The sequence below is a fragment of the Mesorhizobium sp. EU05-FHT14A09 genome, from assembly GCF_058790995.1.
The window spans coordinates 136,404-158,501 of record NZ_JBYTDF010000009.1 but is presented as its reverse complement, the minus strand read 5'-3'; the positions used below and the strand labels follow the sequence as shown (position 1 = coordinate 158,501).

General features: G+C 63.3%; 20 protein-coding genes. 10 read left to right on the top strand and 10 right to left on the bottom strand.

Annotation, left to right across the window (positions count from 1 at the left end; genetic code table 11):
- Positions 1 to 68 precede the first annotated feature (68 nt).
- Positions 69 to 2,066: a putative bifunctional diguanylate cyclase/phosphodiesterase gene (locus AC3WTO_RS24860; RefSeq protein WP_492463580.1), complete on the bottom strand. Its 1,998-nt coding sequence runs from the start codon at positions 2,064 to 2,066 to the stop codon at positions 69 to 71.
- A gap of 283 nt (positions 2,067 to 2,349) precedes the next feature.
- Between AC3WTO_RS24860 and AC3WTO_RS24855 the strand changes: the two genes are divergently transcribed.
- The 5 genes from AC3WTO_RS24855 to AC3WTO_RS24835 all read left to right on the top strand — a co-directional run bounded on the left by AC3WTO_RS24855 (position 2,350) and on the right by AC3WTO_RS24835 (position 8,839).
- Entirely contained in the window at positions 2,350 to 3,393 is a 1,044-nt protein-coding gene (locus AC3WTO_RS24855) for a class I SAM-dependent methyltransferase (protein ID WP_492463582.1), read from the top strand.
- Positions 3,394 to 3,727: 334 nt separating this feature from the next.
- Entirely contained in the window at positions 3,728 to 5,527 is a 1,800-nt protein-coding gene (recQ, locus tag AC3WTO_RS24850; protein ID WP_492463583.1) for a DNA helicase RecQ, read from the top strand.
- A 303-nt stretch (positions 5,528 to 5,830) separates the two neighbouring features.
- The gene (locus AC3WTO_RS24845; RefSeq protein ID WP_492463584.1) at positions 5,831 to 6,316 is read left to right on the top strand and encodes a GNAT family N-acetyltransferase; all 486 of its coding nucleotides are present in this window, start codon (positions 5,831 to 5,833) and stop codon (positions 6,314 to 6,316) included.
- Positions 6,310 to 6,816: an endonuclease domain-containing protein gene (locus AC3WTO_RS24840; RefSeq protein ID WP_492463585.1), complete on the top strand. Its 507-nt coding sequence runs from the start codon at positions 6,310 to 6,312 to the stop codon at positions 6,814 to 6,816. The genes AC3WTO_RS24845 and AC3WTO_RS24840 overlap by 7 nt, the downstream gene beginning before the upstream one ends.
- A 190-nt stretch (positions 6,817 to 7,006) precedes the next feature.
- Entirely contained in the window at positions 7,007 to 8,839 is a 1,833-nt protein-coding gene (locus AC3WTO_RS24835) for a DEAD/DEAH box helicase (RefSeq protein ID WP_492463586.1), read from the top strand.
- Between the two features lie 49 nt (positions 8,840 to 8,888).
- On the opposite strand, the gene greA is transcribed toward AC3WTO_RS24835, so the two are convergent.
- Positions 8,889 to 9,371 (bottom strand): transcription elongation factor GreA, encoded by a 483-nt coding sequence (gene greA / locus AC3WTO_RS24830; protein WP_492463587.1) that lies wholly within the window; start codon positions 9,369 to 9,371, stop codon positions 8,889 to 8,891.
- A gap of 258 nt (positions 9,372 to 9,629) precedes the next feature.
- Between greA and AC3WTO_RS24825 the strand changes: the two genes are divergently transcribed.
- Positions 9,630 to 10,313 carry a class I SAM-dependent methyltransferase gene (locus AC3WTO_RS24825; protein ID WP_492463588.1) on the top strand — a complete coding sequence of 228 codons (684 nt, stop codon included), beginning with the start codon at positions 9,630 to 9,632 and terminating at the stop codon, positions 10,311 to 10,313.
- On the opposite strand, the gene AC3WTO_RS24820 is transcribed toward AC3WTO_RS24825, so the two are convergent.
- The 8 genes from AC3WTO_RS24820 to hutC form a co-directional block, all read right to left on the bottom strand.
- Entirely contained in the window at positions 10,297 to 11,091 is a 795-nt protein-coding gene (locus AC3WTO_RS24820) for an ABC transporter ATP-binding protein (protein WP_492463589.1), read from the bottom strand. The two genes, AC3WTO_RS24825 and AC3WTO_RS24820, sit on opposite strands and share 17 nt — an antisense overlap.
- Positions 11,092 to 11,100: 9 nt before the next feature.
- Positions 11,101 to 12,135 carry a FecCD family ABC transporter permease gene (locus tag AC3WTO_RS24815; protein WP_492463590.1) on the bottom strand — a complete coding sequence of 345 codons (1,035 nt, stop codon included), beginning with the start codon at positions 12,133 to 12,135 and terminating at the stop codon, positions 11,101 to 11,103.
- Positions 12,132 to 13,136: a FecCD family ABC transporter permease gene (locus tag AC3WTO_RS24810; RefSeq protein WP_492463591.1), complete on the bottom strand. Its 1,005-nt coding sequence runs from the start codon at positions 13,134 to 13,136 to the stop codon at positions 12,132 to 12,134. The genes AC3WTO_RS24815 and AC3WTO_RS24810 overlap by 4 nt, the downstream gene beginning before the upstream one ends.
- A gap of 18 nt (positions 13,137 to 13,154) precedes the next feature.
- Positions 13,155 to 14,120 (bottom strand): ABC transporter substrate-binding protein, encoded by a 966-nt coding sequence (locus AC3WTO_RS24805; RefSeq protein ID WP_492463592.1) that lies wholly within the window; start codon positions 14,118 to 14,120, stop codon positions 13,155 to 13,157.
- 176 nt (positions 14,121 to 14,296) lie between these two features.
- Complete coding sequence (locus tag AC3WTO_RS24800) at positions 14,297 to 14,782, bottom strand: TIGR02444 family protein (RefSeq protein WP_492558441.1); 486 nt, start codon at positions 14,780 to 14,782, stop codon at positions 14,297 to 14,299.
- Positions 14,783 to 14,882: 100 nt separating this feature from the next.
- The gene (locus AC3WTO_RS24795; protein WP_492463593.1) at positions 14,883 to 15,482 is read right to left on the bottom strand and encodes a UbiX family flavin prenyltransferase; all 600 of its coding nucleotides are present in this window, start codon (positions 15,480 to 15,482) and stop codon (positions 14,883 to 14,885) included.
- A gap of 2 nt (positions 15,483 to 15,484) precedes the next feature.
- Positions 15,485 to 16,810: a UbiD family decarboxylase gene (locus AC3WTO_RS24790; protein ID WP_492463594.1), complete on the bottom strand. Its 1,326-nt coding sequence runs from the start codon at positions 16,808 to 16,810 to the stop codon at positions 15,485 to 15,487.
- Positions 16,811 to 16,824: 14 nt separating this feature from the next.
- A complete protein-coding gene (hutC, locus tag AC3WTO_RS24785; RefSeq protein WP_492463595.1) occupies positions 16,825 to 17,583 on the bottom strand; it encodes a histidine utilization transcriptional repressor HutC in 759 nt (252 codons plus the stop codon).
- Between the two features lie 294 nt (positions 17,584 to 17,877).
- Between hutC and AC3WTO_RS24780 the strand changes: the two genes are divergently transcribed.
- From AC3WTO_RS24780 to AC3WTO_RS24765, 4 genes are all read left to right on the top strand, one after another.
- On the top strand, positions 17,878 to 19,368 hold the full coding sequence (locus AC3WTO_RS24780; RefSeq protein ID WP_492463597.1) for an aldehyde dehydrogenase: 1,491 nt from the start codon (positions 17,878 to 17,880) through the stop codon (positions 19,366 to 19,368).
- A 98-nt stretch (positions 19,369 to 19,466) separates the two neighbouring features.
- Positions 19,467 to 20,354, top strand: coding sequence for an ABC transporter substrate-binding protein (locus tag AC3WTO_RS24775; protein ID WP_492463598.1), 888 nt, complete (start codon positions 19,467 to 19,469; stop codon positions 20,352 to 20,354).
- Between the two features lie 117 nt (positions 20,355 to 20,471).
- The gene (locus tag AC3WTO_RS24770) at positions 20,472 to 21,299 is read left to right on the top strand and encodes an amino acid ABC transporter permease (protein WP_492463599.1); all 828 of its coding nucleotides are present in this window, start codon (positions 20,472 to 20,474) and stop codon (positions 21,297 to 21,299) included.
- Positions 21,300 to 21,328: 29 nt separating this feature from the next.
- Complete coding sequence (locus tag AC3WTO_RS24765) at positions 21,329 to 22,093, top strand: amino acid ABC transporter ATP-binding protein (RefSeq protein WP_492463600.1); 765 nt, start codon at positions 21,329 to 21,331, stop codon at positions 22,091 to 22,093.
- Positions 22,094 to 22,098 lie beyond the last annotated feature (5 nt).

Below are 22,098 nucleotides of genomic sequence, written 5' to 3'. Positions count from 1 at the left end.
GTTTTCCATCCGGAATTGCGCAACAAGACAGATCGTTAGAGCGTTTCCGGCACGATGGCCGCCTGCGGCTAAGCCGTCCGCTGCCGTTTCGGCGCGTCGAACTGGGCCCGGATATGGTCGGCCGGGGCCGGCCGGCCGATGTGGTAGCCCTGGGCCTGGTCGATGTCGAGCCTGCGCAGGAGCTCCAGCTGCTCTTCGCTCTCAACGCCTTCGACCAGGATCTTCGGGCCGCGGTTCCTGAGCAGCCCGACAATATCCTTGAACATGGCGCGGCCGCGCGGGGTGCCGCAGTCATGCAGGAAGGAGCGGTCGATCTTGACCGTGTCGAAGTCGATCAGCCGGAGCCAGGACAAGCCGGCGAAGCCGGTGCCGAAGTCGTCGAGCCAGACCTTGATGCCGAGCAGCTTCAGGTCGCTGATGCAGCGCAGCACGTCGGAGTGCATCTCCATCTCCAGCCCTTCGGTGATCTCGAGCGCCAGGCGGTCGCCGGTCACGCCGGCTTCACCCAGTGCCGCGGCCACCGAGGCGGCGAAACCCGGCGCCTTGAGCTGCACCGGGGAGACGTTGACGCTGATGGTGCGGATTTGTTCGCTGGACATCAGCTCGCGGCAGGCCGTGCGGACTGCCCAGCGGCCGAGTTCGAGGATCAGTCCAGTGCGTTCCGCCACCGGGATGAACAGGCTGGGTGGAACTGCCGTGCCGTCCGGCATGGTCAGCCGCATCAGCGCTTCCATCGCTTCCACCTTGCCGGAGCGCATGTTGACGATGGGCTGGAAGACCAGCGAGACCAGGTCGCGCTCGACCGCGATCTTCAGAAGTGCTGCGACATTCTCGCTTTCGTCGCTGGTCTGCGGGTCGTTGGGGTCGAACAGATGCACGCAGTTGCGGCCGTCGGCCTTGGCCAGATACAGCGCCCGATCCGCTTCCTGGATGATCTTCTCGAGTTTCGTGCCGGCCTCGTCGCGGGTGAAGGCCGCGCCGATCGAGACCGTCACCACCTGGGTGCCGTCGCGGCGCTCATTGTGGGTGATCGCCAGCGCTTCCACTTCGCTGCGGATGTCCTCGGCAAGCGCGAGGACATCCTCGTGGCTTTTCGCCTGCGCCAGCACGATGAATTCCTCGCCGCCATAGCGGCCGATCGAGGCGCCGCGCTGCTCCACCAGGTGCCGCAGGCTGTCGGCGACCTCCATCAGGCAGCGATCGCCTTTCTGGTGCCCATAATAGTCGTTGAAGCGCTTGAAGAAGTCGACGTCGATCAAAAGCACCGCGAAGGTCGCGCCATGGCGCTGCCAGTTGCTCCACAGGTCGCGCAGCCTTTCGTCGACGGCGCGGCGGTTTTCCAGCCCGGTCAGCGGATCGGTGCGCGACAGTTTCAGCAGCGCCTTGCCGCGTTCGGTGGCTTCGCGATGCTGGTTGCGCGCCTCCAGCGCATTGAGGAAGACGTTGTAACGCTCCCGGTTCAGCTTCCAGTTGATATAGGAGGTGAAGACGAAGCAGGAGATGTAGAAGGCGCCGAAAACCAGCTTGTAGACCAGCGTCGACGGCACGAAATAGTTCACCGCGTAGAGGATCAGCAGGATGATCGTCGAGGTGATGACGGAAAAGTTGAACTGGAACGTGAAGAACAGGTTGGCGCTCATCATGAAGATGGTGCCGAACACCATGTAGTATGAGACGCTTTCATGATTGGCGCTGGCCGCCGTCGGCAGCAGCCAGCCGATATAGCCGAGGATGATCGCCCCGGCGCAGGTGACGTCCAGCCATTTGGTCGGCGCGTTGAAGCGCAGCAGCGTTTCCAGCGTGACAAGCGCGGTCACGCCGACCGCGAAGCGCGCGGCGATGGTGTAGGCCGCGACATCCGGCACCAGCAGAAGGTCGGTGGCGGAAAACATCAGGTAGATGATGACGGCGATGTAGAGCCCCGGCCGGGCCGCCATGCGGCGCGCGGCCTGCGATTCTTCATGGAACTGCGCGCGCAGTCCGGTGGCGTCGGGCTGAGCCTGCGCCTGGATGGCCGGCTCGACCGGCGCAAGTTCGCCAGCGACCGACATTGCATAATTGCTCATCGCCGAGAGACCTCTCAGGAAGGGCTTATGTAAGCCGTTTGTTGCTTCCGGCCTCAACGCAGAACAACTCCAACGTGCGCGGGCGATCCTGGCGCCTCGCAGACAATGCAGTCCGAGGCCACAAGGTTGGGTTAATCGTGCACGTATTTTGAAACGAAATGCCCTGGCGCAATCGAATTAGGTAAATTGTGCGTTAACGATAACATTAGAATGCCATTGAGCGCGCTTTGCAGGGTGTCTGCTTCGCGCTATTAACATGCCAGTTGTTAACGAGTTGTTAACCATGGGGGTTTTGGTGGCCACTGTCCTCGACGGCAAAAGTCTGATTACGGAAGAATCGATCGCGGCCAACCTCGGCAGAGGGCTGGACGATCGAAGCGAGGCTTTTGAGACGGCGCGTGCTGAGCTCGCGCTCATCCTGTCCGTCACCCAGCAGCAGATCGCCCTCAACAAGGGCCCGGCCGAAATCATCAAGCCGCTGATGGCACGTCTCGAAGCGATGCGGCTGCGGCTGCATGACGACACCTGGAATGCGCTGGCGCCGATCATCCAGAACCATCCGGTTCTCGACTATTTCCTGCAGGACCCGCTGACACGCTGGTCGTTCGAGAAGCCGCGCGGCTATTCCGGCGACGCCGAACTGCTCGACTACATCTATTGCGATCCGCATGTCGCCGACGCTGTCGCCGACGCGTCCGACGTCGGCAAGGCGCTCTACGCCTACACGCAGAACGTCCCGTCCTGCGTCGCCGCGCGCGAGCGTCGCGATCTGCTCGCCCGCTATGTCGACGAAATCGCCGAAAAGCGCGGGCCCGAGACCGAAGTGCTGGCGGTCGCCGCGGGCCATCTGCGCGAAGCCAACCTGTCGAAGGCGCTGCGCGAGAAACGGCTGAAGCGCTGGGTCGCGCTCGACCAGGATCCGCTCAGCGTCGGCCTGATCGCCCGGGACTTCGCCGGCACCGCGGTGGAAACGATCGACGGCTCCGTGCGCACCTTGCTCACCCGCGGCCACAAGCTCGGCAAATATGATCTCATCTATGCTTCGGGCCTCTACGACTACCTGCAGGACAAGGTGGCGGTGAAGCTCACCAAGACCTGCATGGACATGCTGAAGCCGGGCGGCACCTTCCTGTTCGCCAACTATGCCGAGGGCAACCCCGACGCCGGCTACCGCGAAACCTTCATGAACTGGGTGCTCCTGCTGCGCTCTGAAGCCGACATGTGGAACGTCGTCAACGCCAGCGTCGACCGCAACAAGGTCAATGTCGAGGTGTTCTTCGGTGAAAACCGCAACGTGCTCTACGCGGTGATCGAAAAGCACGATTGAGTTCGGCGGCGGCCGAACCGGGTGCTCTCGGGTTGTGCCGGGGCATCCAACTGCCCTGCGCCTACGCCGCCCCTCATCGCCCTGCCTGGCACTTCTCCCCGTATAGTGACAGGGAGAAGAAGCTGGCTGCGGGAAAGGCACTCATTCTGCAACGCTGGTGATTGGCAAAAGCCGCGACGACAGCCTCCTTCTCCCCGTTCACGGGGAGAAGTGCCGGCAGGGCGATGAGGGGCGGCGCCGGCATCGGCCGAAGGATCCCCTTCGGAATACCCACCCCGGCCCGTCGAAGCTGCTAAGAAGGATCTCCCCTGATTCTTCGTATCGCCTTCGCCCCATGAACGCCGCCGCCCTCGAAATCCTCAAGACCGTCTATGGCTATGATGCCTTCCGGGGCCCGCAGGCCGATATCGTCGGGCATGTGATTGCCGGCAACAACGCTTTCGTGCTGATGCCGACCGGCGGCGGCAAGTCGCTCTGCTACCAGATCCCGGCCATCGTGCGCCCCGGCATGGGGCTGGTTGTGTCGCCGCTGCTGGCGCTGATGGCCGACCAGGTGACGGCGCTGCGCCAGGCCGGTGTGCGTGCGGCGGCGCTCAATTCCGATCTGGAACTGGACCAGCGCCGTGCGCTTTGGCGCGATATCCGCACCGGTGCGCTCGACCTGCTCTATGTCGCGCCCGAAACCTTGGCCCGACCGGACGTGCTGGAACTGCTGGAAAGCGTGCAGCTGTCACTGATCGCCATCGACGAGGCGCACTGCCTGTCGCAATGGGGGCACGATTTCCGCCCGTCCTACCGCCAGCTTGACGCGGTGGTGGCGCGCTTTTCCGGCGTTCCGCGCATGGCGCTGACGGCCACCGCCGACGAGCCGACGCGTGAAGAGATCCTGTCGCATCTCGACATCGACGAGACCGACGCTTTCATCGCCGGTTTCGACCGTCCCAACATCCGCTACGCCATCGAGGAAAAGGACAATCCGCGCGCCCAGCTGAAGGAATTCCTCAAGCGCTACGAGGGCGAGAGCGGCATCGTCTACTGTCTGTCGAAACGTCGCACCGAGGAGATCGCTGCCTGGCTGCAGGGCCTTGGCTATGATGCGCTCGCCTATCATGCCGGCATGGACAAGGCGGCGCGCGAGGCCAACCAGCAGCGCTTCCAGCATGGCGAGGCGGTGATCATGGTCGCCACCGTCGCCTTCGGCATGGGCATCGACAAGCCAGACGTGCGCTTCGTCGCCCATGTCGACCTGCCGGGCAGCATCGAGGCCTATTACCAGGAGACCGGCCGCGCCGGCCGCGACGGCCTGCCGTCCGACACGCTGATGCTCTACGGCCATGAAGACATCGCGCTGCGCAGCCGCTTCATCGAGGAATCGGAGGCGCCCGACCAGCGCAAGCGCATGGAACGGCAGAAGCTCGATGCGCTGCTGGGGCTGGCCGAGACGGCACGCTGCCGCCGCCAGGTGCTGTTGTCCTATTTCGGCGACCATTGCGAGCCGTGCGGCAATTGCGACACCTGCGCCGAGCCGCCCGGCCTGTTCGACGGGGCGATTGCCGCGCAGAAGGTGCTGTCGTGCATCTATCGCACCGGCGAACGGTTCGGGCAGGCTTACATCGTCGACGTGCTTCTGGGCGCCGACAATGAGCGCATCGCCCAGTTCGGTCATGACCAGATCTCCACCTTCGGCATTGGCAAGGAGCACGACAACCGCACATGGCGGGCGATCCTGCGCCAGCTGATCGCGCTGCGTTTCATCGATGTCGATCTCGCCGGGCATGGCGGCCTGGCGATCGCGCCGGCCGGCCGCGACTTCCTGCGCGAGAAACCGTCCTTGATGCTGCGCATTCCCGCACCGTCGCGTGCCCGGCGCGGCAAGGTGGCACGTAGCAACGCGCAGTCCGCCGTCCCGCAAGCCGACAACGACCTGTTCCAGGCGCTGCGCCGCAAGCGCAGCGAAATCGCGCGCCTGCAGAACGTGCCGCCTTATGTGATTTTCCACGACAAGACCCTGATCGAACTCGCCGCCGCCCGCCCCGCCTCGCGCCGCGAGATGGCCGGCGTGCCCGGCATCGGCGAAGCCAAGCTCGACCGCTACGGCCCGGCGTTCCTGTCGGTGATTGCCGAGTTCGCGTGAGGGCGTGACGCGGCGCCTGTATCTCCCCCTTGCGGGGGGTGAGAGCCTGGTTCGCCGTAGGCGAATTGAAAGGTCCAGTGGACCTTTCAAAAGGCTCGAACGCCCAGGCCATAGCCGAGGGCCGGTAGCGATTTCAGCATCTTAGCGAGCACGCCCGCAGGGCGGCACAGCTAAATGCTAGAAATCGCAAGAGAGGGGATTTTCAGCCGCAACGCTGACAATCGCGCGAAAACTGGGCTTTGAGCTGCGATGAAGCAGAAAGCCTTCATAAGACCAACGCGCAGGTCGTGATATCGCGCCCTCATGAACGTCGTTATCAGACCCATCAGGCCCGAAGACGCGCGTGGTGCGCTCGAAGTGCACCACGCGGCTGTCCGTGTAACCGCAGCGAGCGATTATCCCGCCGAGGTTGTGGAGCATTGGGCGCAAATGCCAATAGCAGATGAGGCAATATCGAGATTTAATGCCAACCCCGAGGACGAACTGCGATTTGTGGCGGAGCTACATGGGAAAATCGCGGGCTTCGCCGCGATCGTTGTTCAGAAGGACGAGCTGCGGGCATGTTATGTCGCCCCGAGCGTGGCGCGTCAGGGAGTCGGCAGAGCCCTGGTCGAACGGCTTGAACAGGCTGCACGCGAAAGAGGGCTCAAGGAACTGCACTTGGATTCATCCGTCACGGCGCATGGCTTTTACACAGCCATGGGCTATGCGACCGTGGCCTGCGGCGAACACATGCTTGGCTCCGGCCTTCGCATGTCCTGCGTTTTCATGCGCAAGACGCTTTGCTGACGGCGATAAAAGCAGCCGGAATGGCGCGGCGCTTCTATCTCCCCCCTTGCGGGGGAGAAAGCGATTTCAGCATCTTAGACGAGCACGCCCTTTTAGGGCGGCGCAGGCTAAGTGCTAGAAATCGCAAGAGAGGGGATCTGCCCGCAATGCGTCAGCCAGTTGCACCTTCACACCGTGGTTTCGCCCGTTCGATGCGTGCCGATGCAACGAAGGCTGAGAACGTCCTTTGGCATGCCTTGCGTAATCGTCAGCTCCATGGATTGAAATTCAAGCGGCAAGTGCCGCTCGACGGCTACATTCTCGACTTCGTCTGTTTCGAGGCGAGGTTGATCGTGGAAGTCGACGGCAGCCAGCATGCGGATTCACAGCAGGACATCATTCGGGACCGGCATTTCGAAGAGCAGGGCTTTCACATCCTTCGGTTCTGGAATGATGAGGTGGAGAAAAGCACCGACGCTGTGTGCGCTGCGATCCTGCAGGCTGCGCAGCGTCGCGGCTGAATATCCCCTCTCTTGCGATTTCTAGCATTTAGCTGTGCTGCCCTACGGGCATGCTCGCTAAGATGCTGAAATCGCTTTCTCCCCCGCGAGGGGGGAGATAACGCCGCCAGCGCTTTCGACACTGCCGCGATAATTCCGTACAACTTGCGCAATACCGTGCTATGCGCGGCTTTGAACCGAGACCGCTGCCATGACCGACGAGACCATTCACCCCGCCCTTGCCTCCGCCCTGGAAGCCAAGGGTTACCACCAGCTCACCCCTGTACAGGCCGAGATGGCGGGCGGTGGCCATGGTGAGGCCGACCTTCTGGTTTCGGCGCAGACCGGCTCGGGCAAGACGGTCGCCTTCGGCATTGCCATCGCCTCGACACTGCTCGGCCGCGCCGAGCGCTTCCCGGCGGCCGGCCTGCCGCTTGGCCTGGTGATTGCGCCGACGCGCGAACTCGCCATCCAGGTGCAGCGCGAGCTCGACTGGCTCTACGCCGCCGCCGGCGTCAGGATCGCCACCTGCGTTGGCGGCATGGATATGCGCCGTGAACGCCGCGCGCTGGAAGGTGGTGCCCATATCGTCGTCGGCACGCCGGGACGCCTGCGCGACCACATCTCCAAGGGTGCGCTCGATCTCGGCGCGCTGCGCGCCGTGGTGCTCGACGAGGCCGACGAGATGCTCGACCTTGGCTTCCGCGAGGACCTCGAATTCATCCTCGGCGCCGCGCCCGAGGACCGGCGCACCTTGCTGTTTTCCGCCACAGTGCCGCGTGGCATCGCCGAACTCGCCCGCAACTTCCAGAAGGATGCGGTGCGCATTGCCGCCACCACCGCCACCGAGCAGCATGCCGACATCGAATACCAGCTGATGCTGGTGCGGCGCGACGAGCGCGAACATGCCGTCATCAACACGCTGCTCGATTCCGACAGCGCCAGCGCGCTGGTGTTCTGCCACACCCGCGAGGCGGTGCGGCACCTGACCGCGCGGCTCGCCAATCGCGGCTTCTCCGTCGTCTCGCTCTCCGGTGAAATGGCGCAGTCGGAGCGGTCCAACGCGCTGCAATCGATGCGCGACGGCCGTGCCCATGTCTGCGTGGCGACCGACGTCGCGGCGCGCGGCATCGACCTGCCCAACCTCGATCTCGTCATCCATGCCGACGTGCCGAGCAATCCGGCCACGCTGCTGCACCGCTCCGGCCGCACCGGGCGCGCCGGCCGCAAGGGCGTCTGCGTGCTCATTGTGCCGGAAACCCGGCGTGGCGCCGCCCAGCGCGTGCTGGCGCTGGCCAAGCTGTCGGCAACCCTGCGCGCCGCGCCGAGCATCGCCGAGATCGAGACCCGCTACCGCGCCCAGATCCTCGAAACCGTGCTGTCGGCGGCCGAACCGGACGAGGTCGAAGCCGCTTTCGTGACCGAACTTCTGGCCAAGGCCAGCCCCGAGCGCATCGCCGCCGCCTTCCTGCGCCAGCAGCTGTCTGCACGGCCGGTGCCCGAGGACCTGTTTCCGCTGCCGGTCCACGATATGCAGGCGAAGAAGCCGAAGCGTGACAAAGTCGATCGTGAAAGAAGCGGTGACCGTGACCGAGGGGGCGACGACCGGCGCGACGCCGAACCGCGTCGTCCGGACATGGAAGGCGGCGTCTGGTTCACGCTGTCGCTTGGGCGCAAGCAGCGCGCCGATCCCAAATGGCTGCTGCCGATGATCTGCCGCGCTGGTGGCGTCTCCAAGCGCGATGTCGGCTCGATCCGCATCGACGACACCGAAACCCGCTTCGAGATCTCCGCCGACAAGGCGGCTGGCTTCATCGAGCAGCTCAAGCAGCCCGGCAGCACCGAGCGCGGCATCGTCATCGCGCCCGCCGGAGAAGCGAGCGCTGCCGTGTGGCGACCCAAGCCGAAATTCGGCAAGGGCAAGCCGGATTTCGCCAAGGGCGCAAAGTTCGGCAAGGCCGGCAAGCCGGCCAAGAAACCCCACCGCGGCCAGGGCGCGCCGGGGGAATACAAGGGCAAGGGCAAGCCGAAGCGGCCGGGTTGAGGACTTGGTGCCTTATCTCTCCCCTTGTGGGGGAGATAACCGGCGCCCCTCACGAAATAGCCAGCACTTCCAGCTCGCTCTGCCCGAACGGGACAAAGTCGCCCACCGCCTTGCCCATCAGCGCAATCGCCACCGGCGAGCCATGCGAGATGGAGGCCTCGGCCGGGTCGGCCTCGTCGTCGCCGACGATGCGGAAGGTCTGGACGCGGTCATCGTCGCGCCGGAAGGTCACGGAATGGCCGAAGGCGACGACGTCGTTGGAAGCGGGTGCCGGCACGAGTTGCGCCGTGCGGACGCGCTCGGCAAAATAGCGCGCGTCGCGCAGCGGTACGGCGGATTGCCGGCGCTTTTCATTGACGTCTTCCAGCTTGCTGGCCGCCTCCAACGCTTCCTGCGCCTGCGCCAGGTCCTGCTGCAGCATCTTCAGGCCCGCTTCGGTGACCAGGTTGATCCGGTCAGGAATAGGGCGCGGCGGCAGGATGGTTTCCGACGCGGCCTCGGCGCTTTCCTCCTTGGCGAATGCGACGCTCAATGGCTTGGGCTCCCGATAGAACACTGTTGGCAACCGGATACTCCAGAGCGGACCGAAGCTGCAACAAGCTGGAGCAAAGCATCCGATGTTGTGATCCCCGCGGGAGCGACCATCCATAGAGGCACGGTCTCGCGCGATCGGGAGGCCAGGCGGTACGCGGCAAGCCGCCCCCGCGTGTTTGCGAGAGCAATTTTGCCTATCCACATCGTTCCAGCCACCCTATGAGACTGGAAGGTGAATCGATCGGAGAGACTGCGGATGGGCGTCCAGAAAACCATAACCACCTGGTATATCGACCCGGACGCGGAAGACCGCATGGCGGATGGCCACGCACCGATCTGGCGCCATCTCATCGACGTGATGGTCGAACGCGATCTTTCGCAAAAGAGCGTTCTCGACTTTGGCTGCAACCAGGGTGGGCTGCTGCGCCATCTCCATGCCATCAGGCCGTTCCGCAAGGCACTTGGCATCGACATCGCCGAACAGTCGATCGCCAGGGCCGAGACCCTGAAGGGAAACCTTCCCGTCCAGCACGCTGTCGGTGCCTCCCTGAAGGGCTGGGTCGAGGAGTTCGACCTGGCGATAAGCCACGAGGTCATCTACCTCGTCGAGGACATCGATGCGCATGCCGCTGATATCTTCAAGGCTTTGAAGCCAGGTGGTGTCTATTACGCCGTCACCGGCTGCCACACCGACAATCCGCTCTGGCCGAAATGGCGCGAGCTGGTGGCGAAACGAACCAACACCACCGTGCAGGACCGTTCGATTTCCGACTACGGCCGGACCTTCGCCAGGGCTGGCTTCGAGGTCTCCGGCCGGAAGCTCGAATATGACGGGTTCATTCCCTTCGTCGAGGATGGCTGGACGCCTGATTTCGCCGATGCTCTCGACTACTACACCCAGACCAAGATCGTCTTTCGGCTCGTCAAGCGTCTGGGATAATCCGGGCAAGTTCGACGTCGAAATGCGGCGGCTTGTCTTGAGCGACCTCGACGAACCGGCCCTTCACCCGAAACGTCTTTTCGATCAGGCCGCTATTGGCGAGCGCTCTTGGCTTGCCATCGAAGCGCAGCTCTCCCTTTTCGAGCAGCGAGATGCGGTCGCTGACGGCGATCGCCTGGTTGATGTCGTGGATCGCCATGACGACTGTCACGCCCTTCTCCCTGCTGAGGCGGTGGACGAGATCCAGCACCTCGACCTGATAGCCGATATCGAGGAACGATGTCGGTTCGTCGAGCAGAAGGATGCCGGCCTCTTGCGCGAGCGCTGCCGAGATCCAGGCCCGCTGCCGTTCGCCTCCGGAGAGCTCCTGCAGCGTCCTGTCGGCGAGACTGGTCAGGCCAGTGCTTTCAAGCGCCCATTCGATCGCCGCTTCGTCGCGGCGCGTGTAGGAGCGGAACAGGCCGACATGGGGAAAGCGGCCCTGCCGCACGAGTTGCGCGATCGTCATCTCGTCTGGTGCTGCGGGTTGCTGTGGCAGGAAGGCGAGCTTCCTGGCAATGGTGCGCCGCGACATCGACGTCACCGGGGTTCCTTCGATCGCCGCGTGTCCGCTGGCGGGCGTGATCAGGCCGGCGAGCGCCTGCAGGGCGGTGCTCTTGCCGGAGCCGTTGGGGCCGATCAGCGCCCGGATCTCGCCCTTCTCAAGGGACAGTTCGAAGCCGTCGAGTGCCTGACGCTGGCCATAACGAACCGACAGTTGCGAGCAGGTCAGAGGCATGCGTTTTTTTCAAGGCGTTTTGCGGAGGAGGGCGAGCAGCACCGGCACGCCGGTCAATGCGGTGACCACGCCGATCGGCACTTCCTCGGCGCCGCCGGCAAGGCGCCCGACGAGGTCGGCAAGCGTCACGACAATGGCGCCCAATGCGACTGTCATGGGAAGGACCAGCGGGAAATGCCGTCCGGCAAGGAACCGCGCCAGATGCGGCACGACCAGTCCGACGAAGACGATGGGGCCGACCACGCCGACGGCACTTGCGGCGAGCGCGCAGGATACCACGAGCAGGATGGAGAACTGCCGGCGATACGCCAGCCCGAACGAGCGGGCGACGGGCGCATCGAACTGTAGCAGCACCAGCGGCCGATAGATCAGGGGCAGGATGGCCAGGCCCACGACCGTAAACGGCAGCAGGAAGAGCGCGTGATCCCAGGTGCGCGCATAGAGACTTCCCGAAATCCATTCCAGGATGATCTCGATGCGCGCCGAGCCCCAGCCTGCGATCAGTCCGATGGCAATGGCGTGAAGCACTGCGCCGATGGCGATGCCGCACAGCGTGATGCGGAGTGGGCTGAGCTCGAGCCGGAAGGCAAGCAGGTAGATGATGGCCCCTGCCACAAGGCCGCCCGCCATTCCGGCCACCGGCAGCCAGGCGATGGGAAGCTCGGCCACGGTGTTCGAGCCCGGATTGAAGATGTAGACGGTGAAGAGCAGGAACAGCGTCACCGTCAACGTCGCGCCTTGCGATACCCCGATCAGCGATGGGTCCGCGAGCGGGTTGCGCGTGATCGTCTGCAGGATCAGGCCGGCGACCGCCAGCTGGATCCCGGCAAGCATGCCCGTGAAGATGCGCGGCAGCCTGATCTCGAAGATGATGGAATGTGCCTCTGGCGAGCCGCTCCCCGTCAGCGCCGCGATGACGTCGGTGGCGGGGATGTCCACCACACCGAGGAACACTGCGGCCACCAGCGACAGCAGCACCAATGCTGCGGTGGCCGGCAGCAGCCAGCGACCTGGTCGGTGGGGCATCCCGGAGACGGCCGTCATGGTCGCTGCGCCTTGAAGTCGAGCCGGCCACGCTGGATCAGGTAGATGAAGATCGGCCCGCCCAGCAGCGCCGTTATGATACCGACGGGCAGTTCCTTCGGAATGGCGATGGTGCGGCCGGCGAGATCGGCGCAGGTGACGACCAGCGCCCCGATCGCTGCGGTGAGCGCGATTTCCAGGACCGTTCCCTTCGGCTTGAGCAGCCGGGCGATATGCGGCGCGGCAAGGCCGACAAAGGCGACCGGTCCGGCGACCGGGGCGACGCCGGCGACAGGGCAGATCGCGAGGGTGAGCAGAACGGGCTTCCAGACATTGAGCTGCAGGCCCATGCCGGCGGCGGCATGGTCGCTCAGCGCAAACATGGCGATCACCCTGTGCGATGCCAGCGCGCCCGCCACGCCAAGCACGACCCATGGCGTCATATGGGCAAGCTGCGCCCAGGTCCGCCCCTGGAAACCGCCAGACAGCCAGAACAGCAGGGCGGTGGATTGCGGCCCGGCCAGAAGCAGCACGTAGATCGTGATCGCACCGAGGAACAGCGACACGCTGATGCCGCCGAGCGCCAGGTGCAGTGGACGGCCGTTGCCGCCGCGTGCCACCCAGAAGGTCACCGCCGCCGCGGCAAGGCCACCAGCCAGACCGATGAATGGGTAGGAAGCGGACGAAAGCCAGGGCAGGAAGACAAAACATGCCACGATCGGGGCAACGGCTCCCGCCGTGGCTCCCGTGATGCCGGGATCGGCGAGGGGATTGCGGGTCAGCGCCTGCAACAGATAGCCGGAAACGGCCAGGCCGGCACCCGCCACGGCAGCGGCGAGGCTTCGCGGCAGGCGCAGCGTCCAGACGAGGATGGATTCGACCTTGCCGTCGGGCGCCCACAGCACGCGCAGGGCATCGTGGAGGGACAAGGTCTTGGCACCGGGCATCAGGCCCAGGAAAGTGACCAGCAGGGTCGCGGCGACGATGAGACCTATGGTCAGAATGGATTTCCGGGCGTCCATCGTCGTGGGATCGGCGCTTTATTTCTGGGCCTCGGCCGGGATGATCCTGGCGGCTTCCGCCTTTACGTCGACGGCCGGGAACACGTCGGGATAGAGATAGTGGGCAGCTTCGCGCAGCACGATCTCGCGGGCGATCGGGCCGTTCGTCTCCACCCACTGGTCGCCGACATAGAAGACCCGCTTGTTCTTGACCGCCGAGAGCTCTTGCCAGATCGGATTGTTCTCATGTGGCCGGTCCGGACCGGAATCGTAGATGAACAGGACTTCCGGGTCCTTCTCGAGCATGGTCTCGAGGCTGAGGTCGATGCCGAATTCGCCGCCCGGCGTCATCTTGCCGGCGATGTTGTCACCGCCGATCGCCGCGACGATGGAGGCCGCCGTGTTCTCGGTGTGGAACGCGAAAGGCGTCTCGCCGCCCCACATGATCGCGAAGCGCGGGTGCACGTCCTTCGGCGCCCTGGCGGTGAACTCCGCCAGGTGGTCGCGGAATTCCTTGTTGAGCTGAGCCCCGCGCTCCGGATTGCCGAGGATCTTCGACAGCGCGGCGATCTCGCGGTCGCTGCCGTCCAGCAGTTCCATGTTGTAGGCGACGTAGGGCGCGATCTTTTCCAGCTGCGGCGCGTTGCCGACCGTGTAGCGCCGGATGGCGACGATCAGGTCGGGTTTCGCCTCCGAAAGCAGCTCGAGATTCGGCTTGGCGCGCTGGCCGATCTGCTTCACGTCCCTGGTCAGGCCGAGGAGGAAATCGGGCTGGCGGCCTGCCGTCATATAGGTGCTGGCGACTGGCTTGATGCCGAGGGCGAGCGCGACGTCGTCGGCGAAGTAGGAGATCGAGGCGATGCGCTTGGGCTGGGCGGGTACCACCACCGCGACGCCGCGATCATCCGTTACGGTGAGGGTCCCGGCATCCTGGGCACCGGCCGGTCCGGCCGTCAGCATGGCGGTCAGGCCGAAGAGAATTGCCATTCCACGTGCGTTCGCCATTGCGATGTCCTCCCAAGGATGCCGACATCGCTTTAGTCGTTAAAGAGGAGTGCTACAATCCACTTTCAAGCGAATGTGCCGTTAGCCCAGAAATTCGCCTACTCATGATCGGCTTCCACCGATATCGAAAGGGCCTCCGAGGCTCCGCTCCAGGATCGATCGGCGCGGCGATCATTTCACCCCTCCAGCACCGCGCTGGCGATCGTCTCGACGTTCATTGGCAGCCGTTCCGTTCGTCCGGGATCGTATAGATCAAGAACCGTCACCGTCAGCTCGATCAATCCGTCGAGATCGAGCGGCTCGGAACGCGGCGATATGTCGGCGAGCATTTGTTCGAGCACGCCGGTCTCGATCCGCTCTGCAGTCAGCTCTGTCTCTTTGACGCTCTCTCGCAGGCCGGACACAAGCGGCTGGGAGGCAAGCCAGTCATGGGACTTCATCGCCTGTCTCGCTTCCCGCAACGGCCGGATCACGGTCTGGCGCCAGGCGCGGCAGCCTTCGTCGAGGGCTTGGATCTGTTCCGGGCTCGGAACGCGTCCGGATGCGCCGCTATGCAGCACGGCCAGCATCATCGAAACGTCCAGCCCATGGGCATCCTGCAATCGAAGACATGCCGGGGCGACGCCCGGACGGGCATAGACGCGGAGCATGAATGCCCACAGGTCGAGCGGCGTTCTGTCGTTCTTGACCTTTTTCAGCGCTTAACTCCCTGGAGGTCGACAAACCGACCGCATTCGGCCGGATTGTCGAAACAGCCTCTTCTCACTCCATGAGCGCTATGTCGCGCATGCTCTCCTTGAGCCCGCCCCACCGCCTGATCGCGCCCGCATCGACGTCGAAGAGGTCCAGTGCTCGCGCGACGGAGTGGCTGACGATGTCGTCGACGCTCGCCGGCTTTGTGTAGAAGGCCGGGACGGGCGGCATGATGATCGCACCCATTTGCGTAAGGCGGACCATCGTTTCCAGATGGCCGAGATGAAGCGGGGTTTCACGGACCATCAGGACAAGGCGCCGGCGTTCTTTGAGCACGACATCGGCGGCGCGGCTCATCAGGCTGGAGGTGACTCCTGTGCTGATTTCCGACATGGTCTTCACCGAACACGGAGCGACGAGCATCCCCATGGTACGAAACGATCCAGAGGCGATCGTCGCGCCGACGTCGGCCACCGGGTGGATCACATCGGCGCGCCCCTCGAGACCGGCCTTGCTCAGGCCGAGCTCCTGATGAAGGGTCAGCATGGCCGAGCGGGAGACCACAAGATGTGTCTCGACCCCGACGGATCGTGCCATCTCCAGCGCGGCCAGGCCGTACGCTGCCCCCGATGCGCCGGAGATGCCGATGATGAGTCGCCGCGAGGTCATGGCTATCGGCCCGGGAACCAGTCTTCGGACCGCACCTTGTCGGCCAGCCGCAGGCGCTTGCGTTCAAACTCGGCCTCGCGACCCCAGGGCTTGGTTGCATCCACGAGCAGCCGGCCCCAATGGTCCTTCTGCTCGTCGCGGTAGAAGGAAGGTGTCTCGGGGATGATCATCATGTCCTTGTCGGGGCGGCAGCGGGTCAGGATGGCCCACTGCACGTCGTCCATGCTGTAGATATTCACATCGGTGTCGACGACGGTGATCTGCTTGGCCCAGATCGGTTCGGCCCCGATGGTCGCCAGCATGACTTGGCGGGCATGGCCCTCGAATTGCGGTTCGATCTGCACGATCGCGTGGTTGACGAAGGGCTGGCAGGTCACGTTGACGATCCCCGGTAGCGCGGCGCTGAGGCGCTGGTAGATGTTGGCAGACACCGAGAGTTCCAGCGTCAGCACTTCCTCAGGTGAGCCACAAAGGATCGAGTGGAACAGCGCGTCCTTGCGCACGGTGACGCCCAGCACTTCGAAGACAGCGTTGGGGCCGACCGGCACGTAGTAACCCATGAACTCGCCGAACGGGCCTTCCGGTCGGCGTTCGTTGGGCAGGAAACGGCCTTCGATCACGACTTCGGTCTCGGCAGGCACCTCGAGGTCGATGTGGTTACATTTGCGCATCGCGATCGAACGCCCGCGCAGACGCGCGGCCACTTCGAGTTCGTCCACATCGTAGGGCAGTGGTGCCGCCGCGGTCAGGAAGGCATGGGCGGGCGGACCGATGAGCATGGCAGCTTCGAGCGGCTTGCCCATCCTCTCGGCCTTCTCGTGGTAGATGGTCAGGTGATGACGTGGAGCGAGGCGGCAGCGCAGCTCGCCGTCGTTGATGTACATCGACCGGTGGTAGGACAGGTTGCCGACCCCGGTCTCGGGATCCTTGGCGATGAACATGGCCGAGGTGAAATAGGCAGCCCCGTCCTTGTCGGAATAGGTTATGAGCGGCAGATCCGAAAGCTTGACCTCTTCGTAAGAAGGAAGCTCTCTCGCCGGAACGAGCGGGTCCTTCAACTCCGAGGTGCCCAACGAAGCGAGCTTGCTCCATTGACGGCAAAAGTCACCGGCATCGATACCGATGACCTCGCCCAGCCGCTCGCGCGTGCTGTAGACATTGGTGACGACGGGAAACCGTGTTCCCTTCACATTGGTGAACAGCACCGGCTTGGCCCATTTTTTCTGGGCCAGTTGGGTGACTGCGGCAAGCTCATGAGCTGGATCGACCTCGCGATCGACCCGCAGGACATCCCCCCGCTCTTCAAGCTTGCGGACAAATTCTCTCATACCAACCTCCGAAATCAGCGGCCCTTGCCGGGCGCGCTAAGAATGCGATTTGTGCGCGCTTCATGGGTCGAACGCAGACGATAGCGGTCGCCCGGATAGATGAAGCGGCTGCGGGTGACCGGAATTCCGTCACGCCATGTCGAGCGATCGAGCAGCAGGCAGGGCTGGCTGGCATCGATCTGTAGGAAGTTGCGCACGTCTTCATCCGGACGAATTGCCCGGATGGTGTTGTCGATCGTCGTCACCGTGGTCTCGCGCAGCAGCCAGTTGTGCGGCGTGACGTTGGTGAAGTCCTGTTCGATGTAGCCGGGCGCTTCCGCCCCGTTGACATAGCGATCCTCGAGCTGGATCGGGGTCCCGTCTTCGAGGTGGATCAGCCGAGAAAAGAAGACCACGTCCTCGGGTGGCAGTTGCAGCATGTTGCGGCCGGGACTGTCCTTGCCGAGGATCGAGTGTTGCAGGACCCGGGAGCTGTGAGCTCCGCCGGATACCGAAATCTCCTCCGTGATATCCGGCAGGCTGAATATCGCGCATTGCATGCGCGGCCCGATGACGAAGGTGCCACGGCCCTGAATGCGTACGAGCAGGCCATCGGTCTGCAGCTCACGCAGCGCCCTTCGTACCGTCAGCCGGGAAGCGCCAAACTCCCCGGCGAGATCCCCTTCGGACGGGACCTGGAAGTTTGCGGGCCACTCCTCGGTTTCGATACGGCGGTCGATGGCGGTCTTGATCTGCTCGTAGAGAGGTTGGTCGTTGGTCACGCGTTTGTCCATAATGATATCATTATCCCGTCAATAACTCTCATATATATGCTGCCAACATCAAGCCCAATTTTCGATCGATTCCATCATCGGCAACCCGCAATAGCTCAAAGCCCGTCGCTTTCCATGCTTTTTTACGAATTTTCTGCTGAGTTGCGTTATTTTTCGGCATTCATAATTTCGCCAGTTGACATATAAAAAAATATCAGATCACTTTTAAAGTGATATCACTATCCGGCCAAATGTATCGAGAAATGGTGTCTTGAAGCAGGCCGCTCATGCAGAAGTTCGTATCAAGGAGGGGTCATGCCGACCGAGAGCCTGCCAAAACTATCCATGTATATCGGCGGTGAATGGGTGGCCCCGGCTTCAGGGGCGTATATCGAAACCGTGGATCCTTTCACCGCGAAGCCCTGGGCCCTGGTGCCGCGCGGCAATGCCGAGGATGCCGACCGGGCCGTACGCGCCGCTCACAAGGCCTTTACCGAAGGCCCCTGGCGCACGATGCATCCAAGCCTGAGGGGCCGCGTTATCCAGCGCTTCGCCGAGCTGATCGAGGAAAATGCCGATGCGCTCGCCGAGATCGAGGTGCGCGACAATGGCCGGCTGCTGGCCGAGATGCGACACCAGATCCGCTACATCCCGCGCTGGTATCATTATTACGCAGGCCTCGCCGACAAGATCGAGGGCGCGGTTCACCCTTGCGACAAGAACGCGTTGAGTTTCTCCCGACACGAACCGCTCGGCGTCTGCGTCGGCATCGTGCCGTGGAACGCGCCCTTGTTCCTCTTCTCGCTCAAGGCGGCGCCGGCTCTGGCTGCCGGCTGCACATTGGTGATGAAGCCGGCCGAGTATACGTCTGCGACCGCGATCAAGCTGATGGAACTGGTCGAGAAGGCAGGCTTTCCGGCGGGCGTGATCAACGTCGTCACCGGTTATGGTCCGGAGGTGGGTGAACCACTGGTGACCCACCCTCTCACGCGCCATGTCGGCTTCACCGGTTCCACCAGGACCGGCGCGTATCTCTATTCGCTGGCGGCAAAGGACATCAAACGCGTCAGCCTGGAGCTCGGCGGCAAGTCGCCGAACATCGTTTTCGACGATGCCAACCTCGACAATGCCGTTCGCGGTGTCGTCGGCGGCATCTTCGGCGCGGTGGGCCAGACCTGCATCGCCGGCTCGCGCCTTCTGCTGCATCGCAAGGTTCACGACCAGTTCCTCGAGAAACTCACGGCATTCACCAAGACCGCGCGGATCGGCGATCCCAGGCACGCCGACACGCGCATCGGGCCGATCGCCAATTCGATGCAGTATGAGAAGGTCCTCGGCTATATCGACATCGCCGTCCAGGAAGGCGCCGACCTGATCCTCGGAGGCAAGCGTCCCGACATCGCCGAATGCGAAGCGGGATATTTCGTGGAGCCGACGATCTTCGCCGGCGTCAACAACGACATGCGCATCGCGCGCGAGGAAGTCTTTGGTCCCGTCCTTGCGGCGATTCCGTTCGATGAGCCGGAAGAGGCTATCGCAATTGCGAACGACAGCGAGTTCGGCCTGGCGGCTGGCGTCTGGACCGCGGACATGCGCCGCGCGATCCTGATGTCCGAGCGGCTGGAAGCCGGCAGCGTGTGGGTCAACACTTATCGGGATGTGTCCTACACCACCCCCTTCGGGGGCTACAAAAAGAGCGGTATCGGCCGCGAGAACGGGATCGAGGGGATCCGCGAGTTCTTGCAGACCAAGGCCGTCTGGCTCTCGACCGCGGAAGAGATCGCCAACCCCTTCGTCATCGGCTGATGGCGACGGGTCCGGCAGCCGCAGGGGGCCGGACCGAATGAAGCAGGTCCCGGCTGCGAGTCGACAGGCGGGGTCATAACAACAATGGGAGACTGGTAATGAAGAAGAACAATGAATGCTGGCGCAGCAAAACCGCAGCCAGTTTCGCGATAGCCGTTTCGGGACTGATGTTGGCAGCCGGCGCCGCCAAGGCGGAGGGCGCGGCCGACCTCCTGCCCAAGAAATATCGCGACGCCGGCGTCATCAACCTGGTGACGGACGCCAAGTATCCGCCGTTCCAGTATATCGACGACACCGGCAAGATGGTCGGTTTCGAGGTCGATCTGTGGAACGCGATCGCGGAACGGCTGAAAGTGAAGATGAACGTGACGTCGGTGTCGTTCGACTCGATGATCCCGGGCGTTCAGTCCGGCCGCTGGGATGTCTCCATGGAAGGCATCACCGACAACGCGGAACGCCAGGCGGTCGTAAGCTTCGTCGACTACGGCTATACGACGTCGTCCGCCTATGTGCTCGAGACGAAGGGCGCGGACATCAATGACCATCTGGCACTGTGCGGCCTGAAGGGCGCGGCGCAGAGCGGAACCGAATGGGTCGGAATGATCACCGCGGAATTGGCGACGGCATGCACCGAAGCCGGAAAACCCGCGCCGACAGTCTCCGAATTCGGAACGTCGGACGCGACACTTCTCTCCGTCTATTCGGGGCGCACCGATTTCGTGCTGACCTCCGCGGCATCCGCACAGGAGATCAAGAAGGCGGCGCCGAACCCGGTGAAGGTCGTGCCGATGCCCATCCTGCCGCGCAAGCCGAGCGGAATCGCTTTCCGCAAGAATGAGGAAGACCTGGGCAAGGCATTGCTGGCCGCGCTCAAGGAGGTCCGCGCCGACGGCACCTATGACAAGATCTATTCTGCCTGGAGCGTCGATCCCATGAAGATGGATCACGAGCCCGGTATCAACCTTGAGACCGTACCGGCTAAATAGTGCCGGCGGGGGACGGGATTACCGTCCCCCCTTTCCCGCACAAGTGTTTGAGCGACCATGTCCATAGCCACGCAAGATGATCGAGCGTCCACCGGTTCCCCCCAGTCGGACGAGCCAATGTTGACTTACGTCCCAGCCCGCGCCTGGGGAACCCGGGCAGCCGCGGTGCTGCTGTCGTTGGCGGTAGTCTATTTCCTGGTTTCCATCGGAGGAAACGCCAACTTCGGCTGGCCAGTCGTTGGCGAATATCTCTTCGATGCCCGCATTCTTTCCGGGCTCTACCTCACCATCTGGCTCACCATCGTGACGATGGTGATCGGTGTTGTTCTGGGGACGGTCTTCGCGGTCATGGCGATGTCCAGGAACACCGTGATCTCGACCGTGGCCAACGCCTATATCTGGTTCTTCCGCGGCACGCCGGTCCTGGTCCAGCTGATCTTCTGGTACAATCTGGGAGCCCTGTTCCCCGAACTTTCCATCGGCGTGCCCTTCACGTCGTGGGGGGTATCGGTACCCACCAACACCCTCATCTCGCCGATCACTGCAGCCGTGCTGGGATTGGGCCTGAATGAGGGTGCCTACATGTCCGAGATCATCCGCAGCGGCCTGCTTTCGGTCGACCCCGGCCAGCGGCAGGCTGCGACCTCGCTGGGCATGACGGCGAGAAAGGCGCTGTGGCGCATCGTATTGCCGCAAGCCATGCCCGTGATCATCCCGCCGACGGGAAATCAGACGATCGGCATGCTGAAAACGTCGTCGCTGGTCAGCGTGATTTCGCTCTCGGACCTGCTCTATTCAGTGCAGACGATCTACTCTCGCAACTTCCAGACCATCCCGTTGCTGATCGTCGCCTGCCTTTGGTACCTGCTGGCAACGACCATCCTCAGCTGGGTGCAAAACCGGATCGAACGGCACTTCGCCCGTTCGCGAAACGCCTCGACATGATGCACTCTCCACCAGAAGACAGACCAGCCATGCGTGCTCCCATGATTGTGTTCGACCGGGTGTCCAAGAATTTCGGCGACCTGCCTGTTCTGCGCGATATCAACCTCACAGTGTCCTCAGGCGAAGTCATCAGCCTGATCGGGCCGTCAGGCTCGGGCAAGTCGACGCTTCTGCGCTGCGTCAATCACCTCGAGCGGATCGAACGTGGCAGCATAACGGTCGATGGGGACCTGATCGGCTACAGGCGCGCCGGCAATCTCGCCCACGAACTGCCTGAGAAACTGATCGCGCGGCAGCGCGCTCGCATCGCGATGGTCTTCCAGAATTTCAACCTGTTCGGCCACAAGACCGCACTCGAGAATGTGATGGAAGCGCCTGTCCATGTGCTGCGCATTCCGCGCAAGGAGGCCGAAGAGCAGGCGGTCAGGCTGCTCACCCGGGTCGGGCTGTCGGACAAGATGAACAACTATCCCCGCATGCTTTCCGGTGGGCAGCAGCAACGCGTTGCCATTGCCCGTGCCTTGGCCATGAAGCCGAAAGTCATCCTTTTCGACGAACCGACCAGCGCTCTCGATCCGGAACTGGTTGGAGAAGTGCTCGATGTGATGCGCGATCTCGCCTCGGAAGGCATGACGATGATGGTCGTAACGCACGAAATGTCGTTCGCGCGTGAGGTCTGCCACCGCATCGCCTTCATGGAAGGAGGCAAGATCGTCGAATGCGGCAAGCCTGCCGAGATTCTCGACAGTCCGGCTTTCGATCGCACCCGGGCGTTCCTTTCCAGGGTACAGTGACGCGG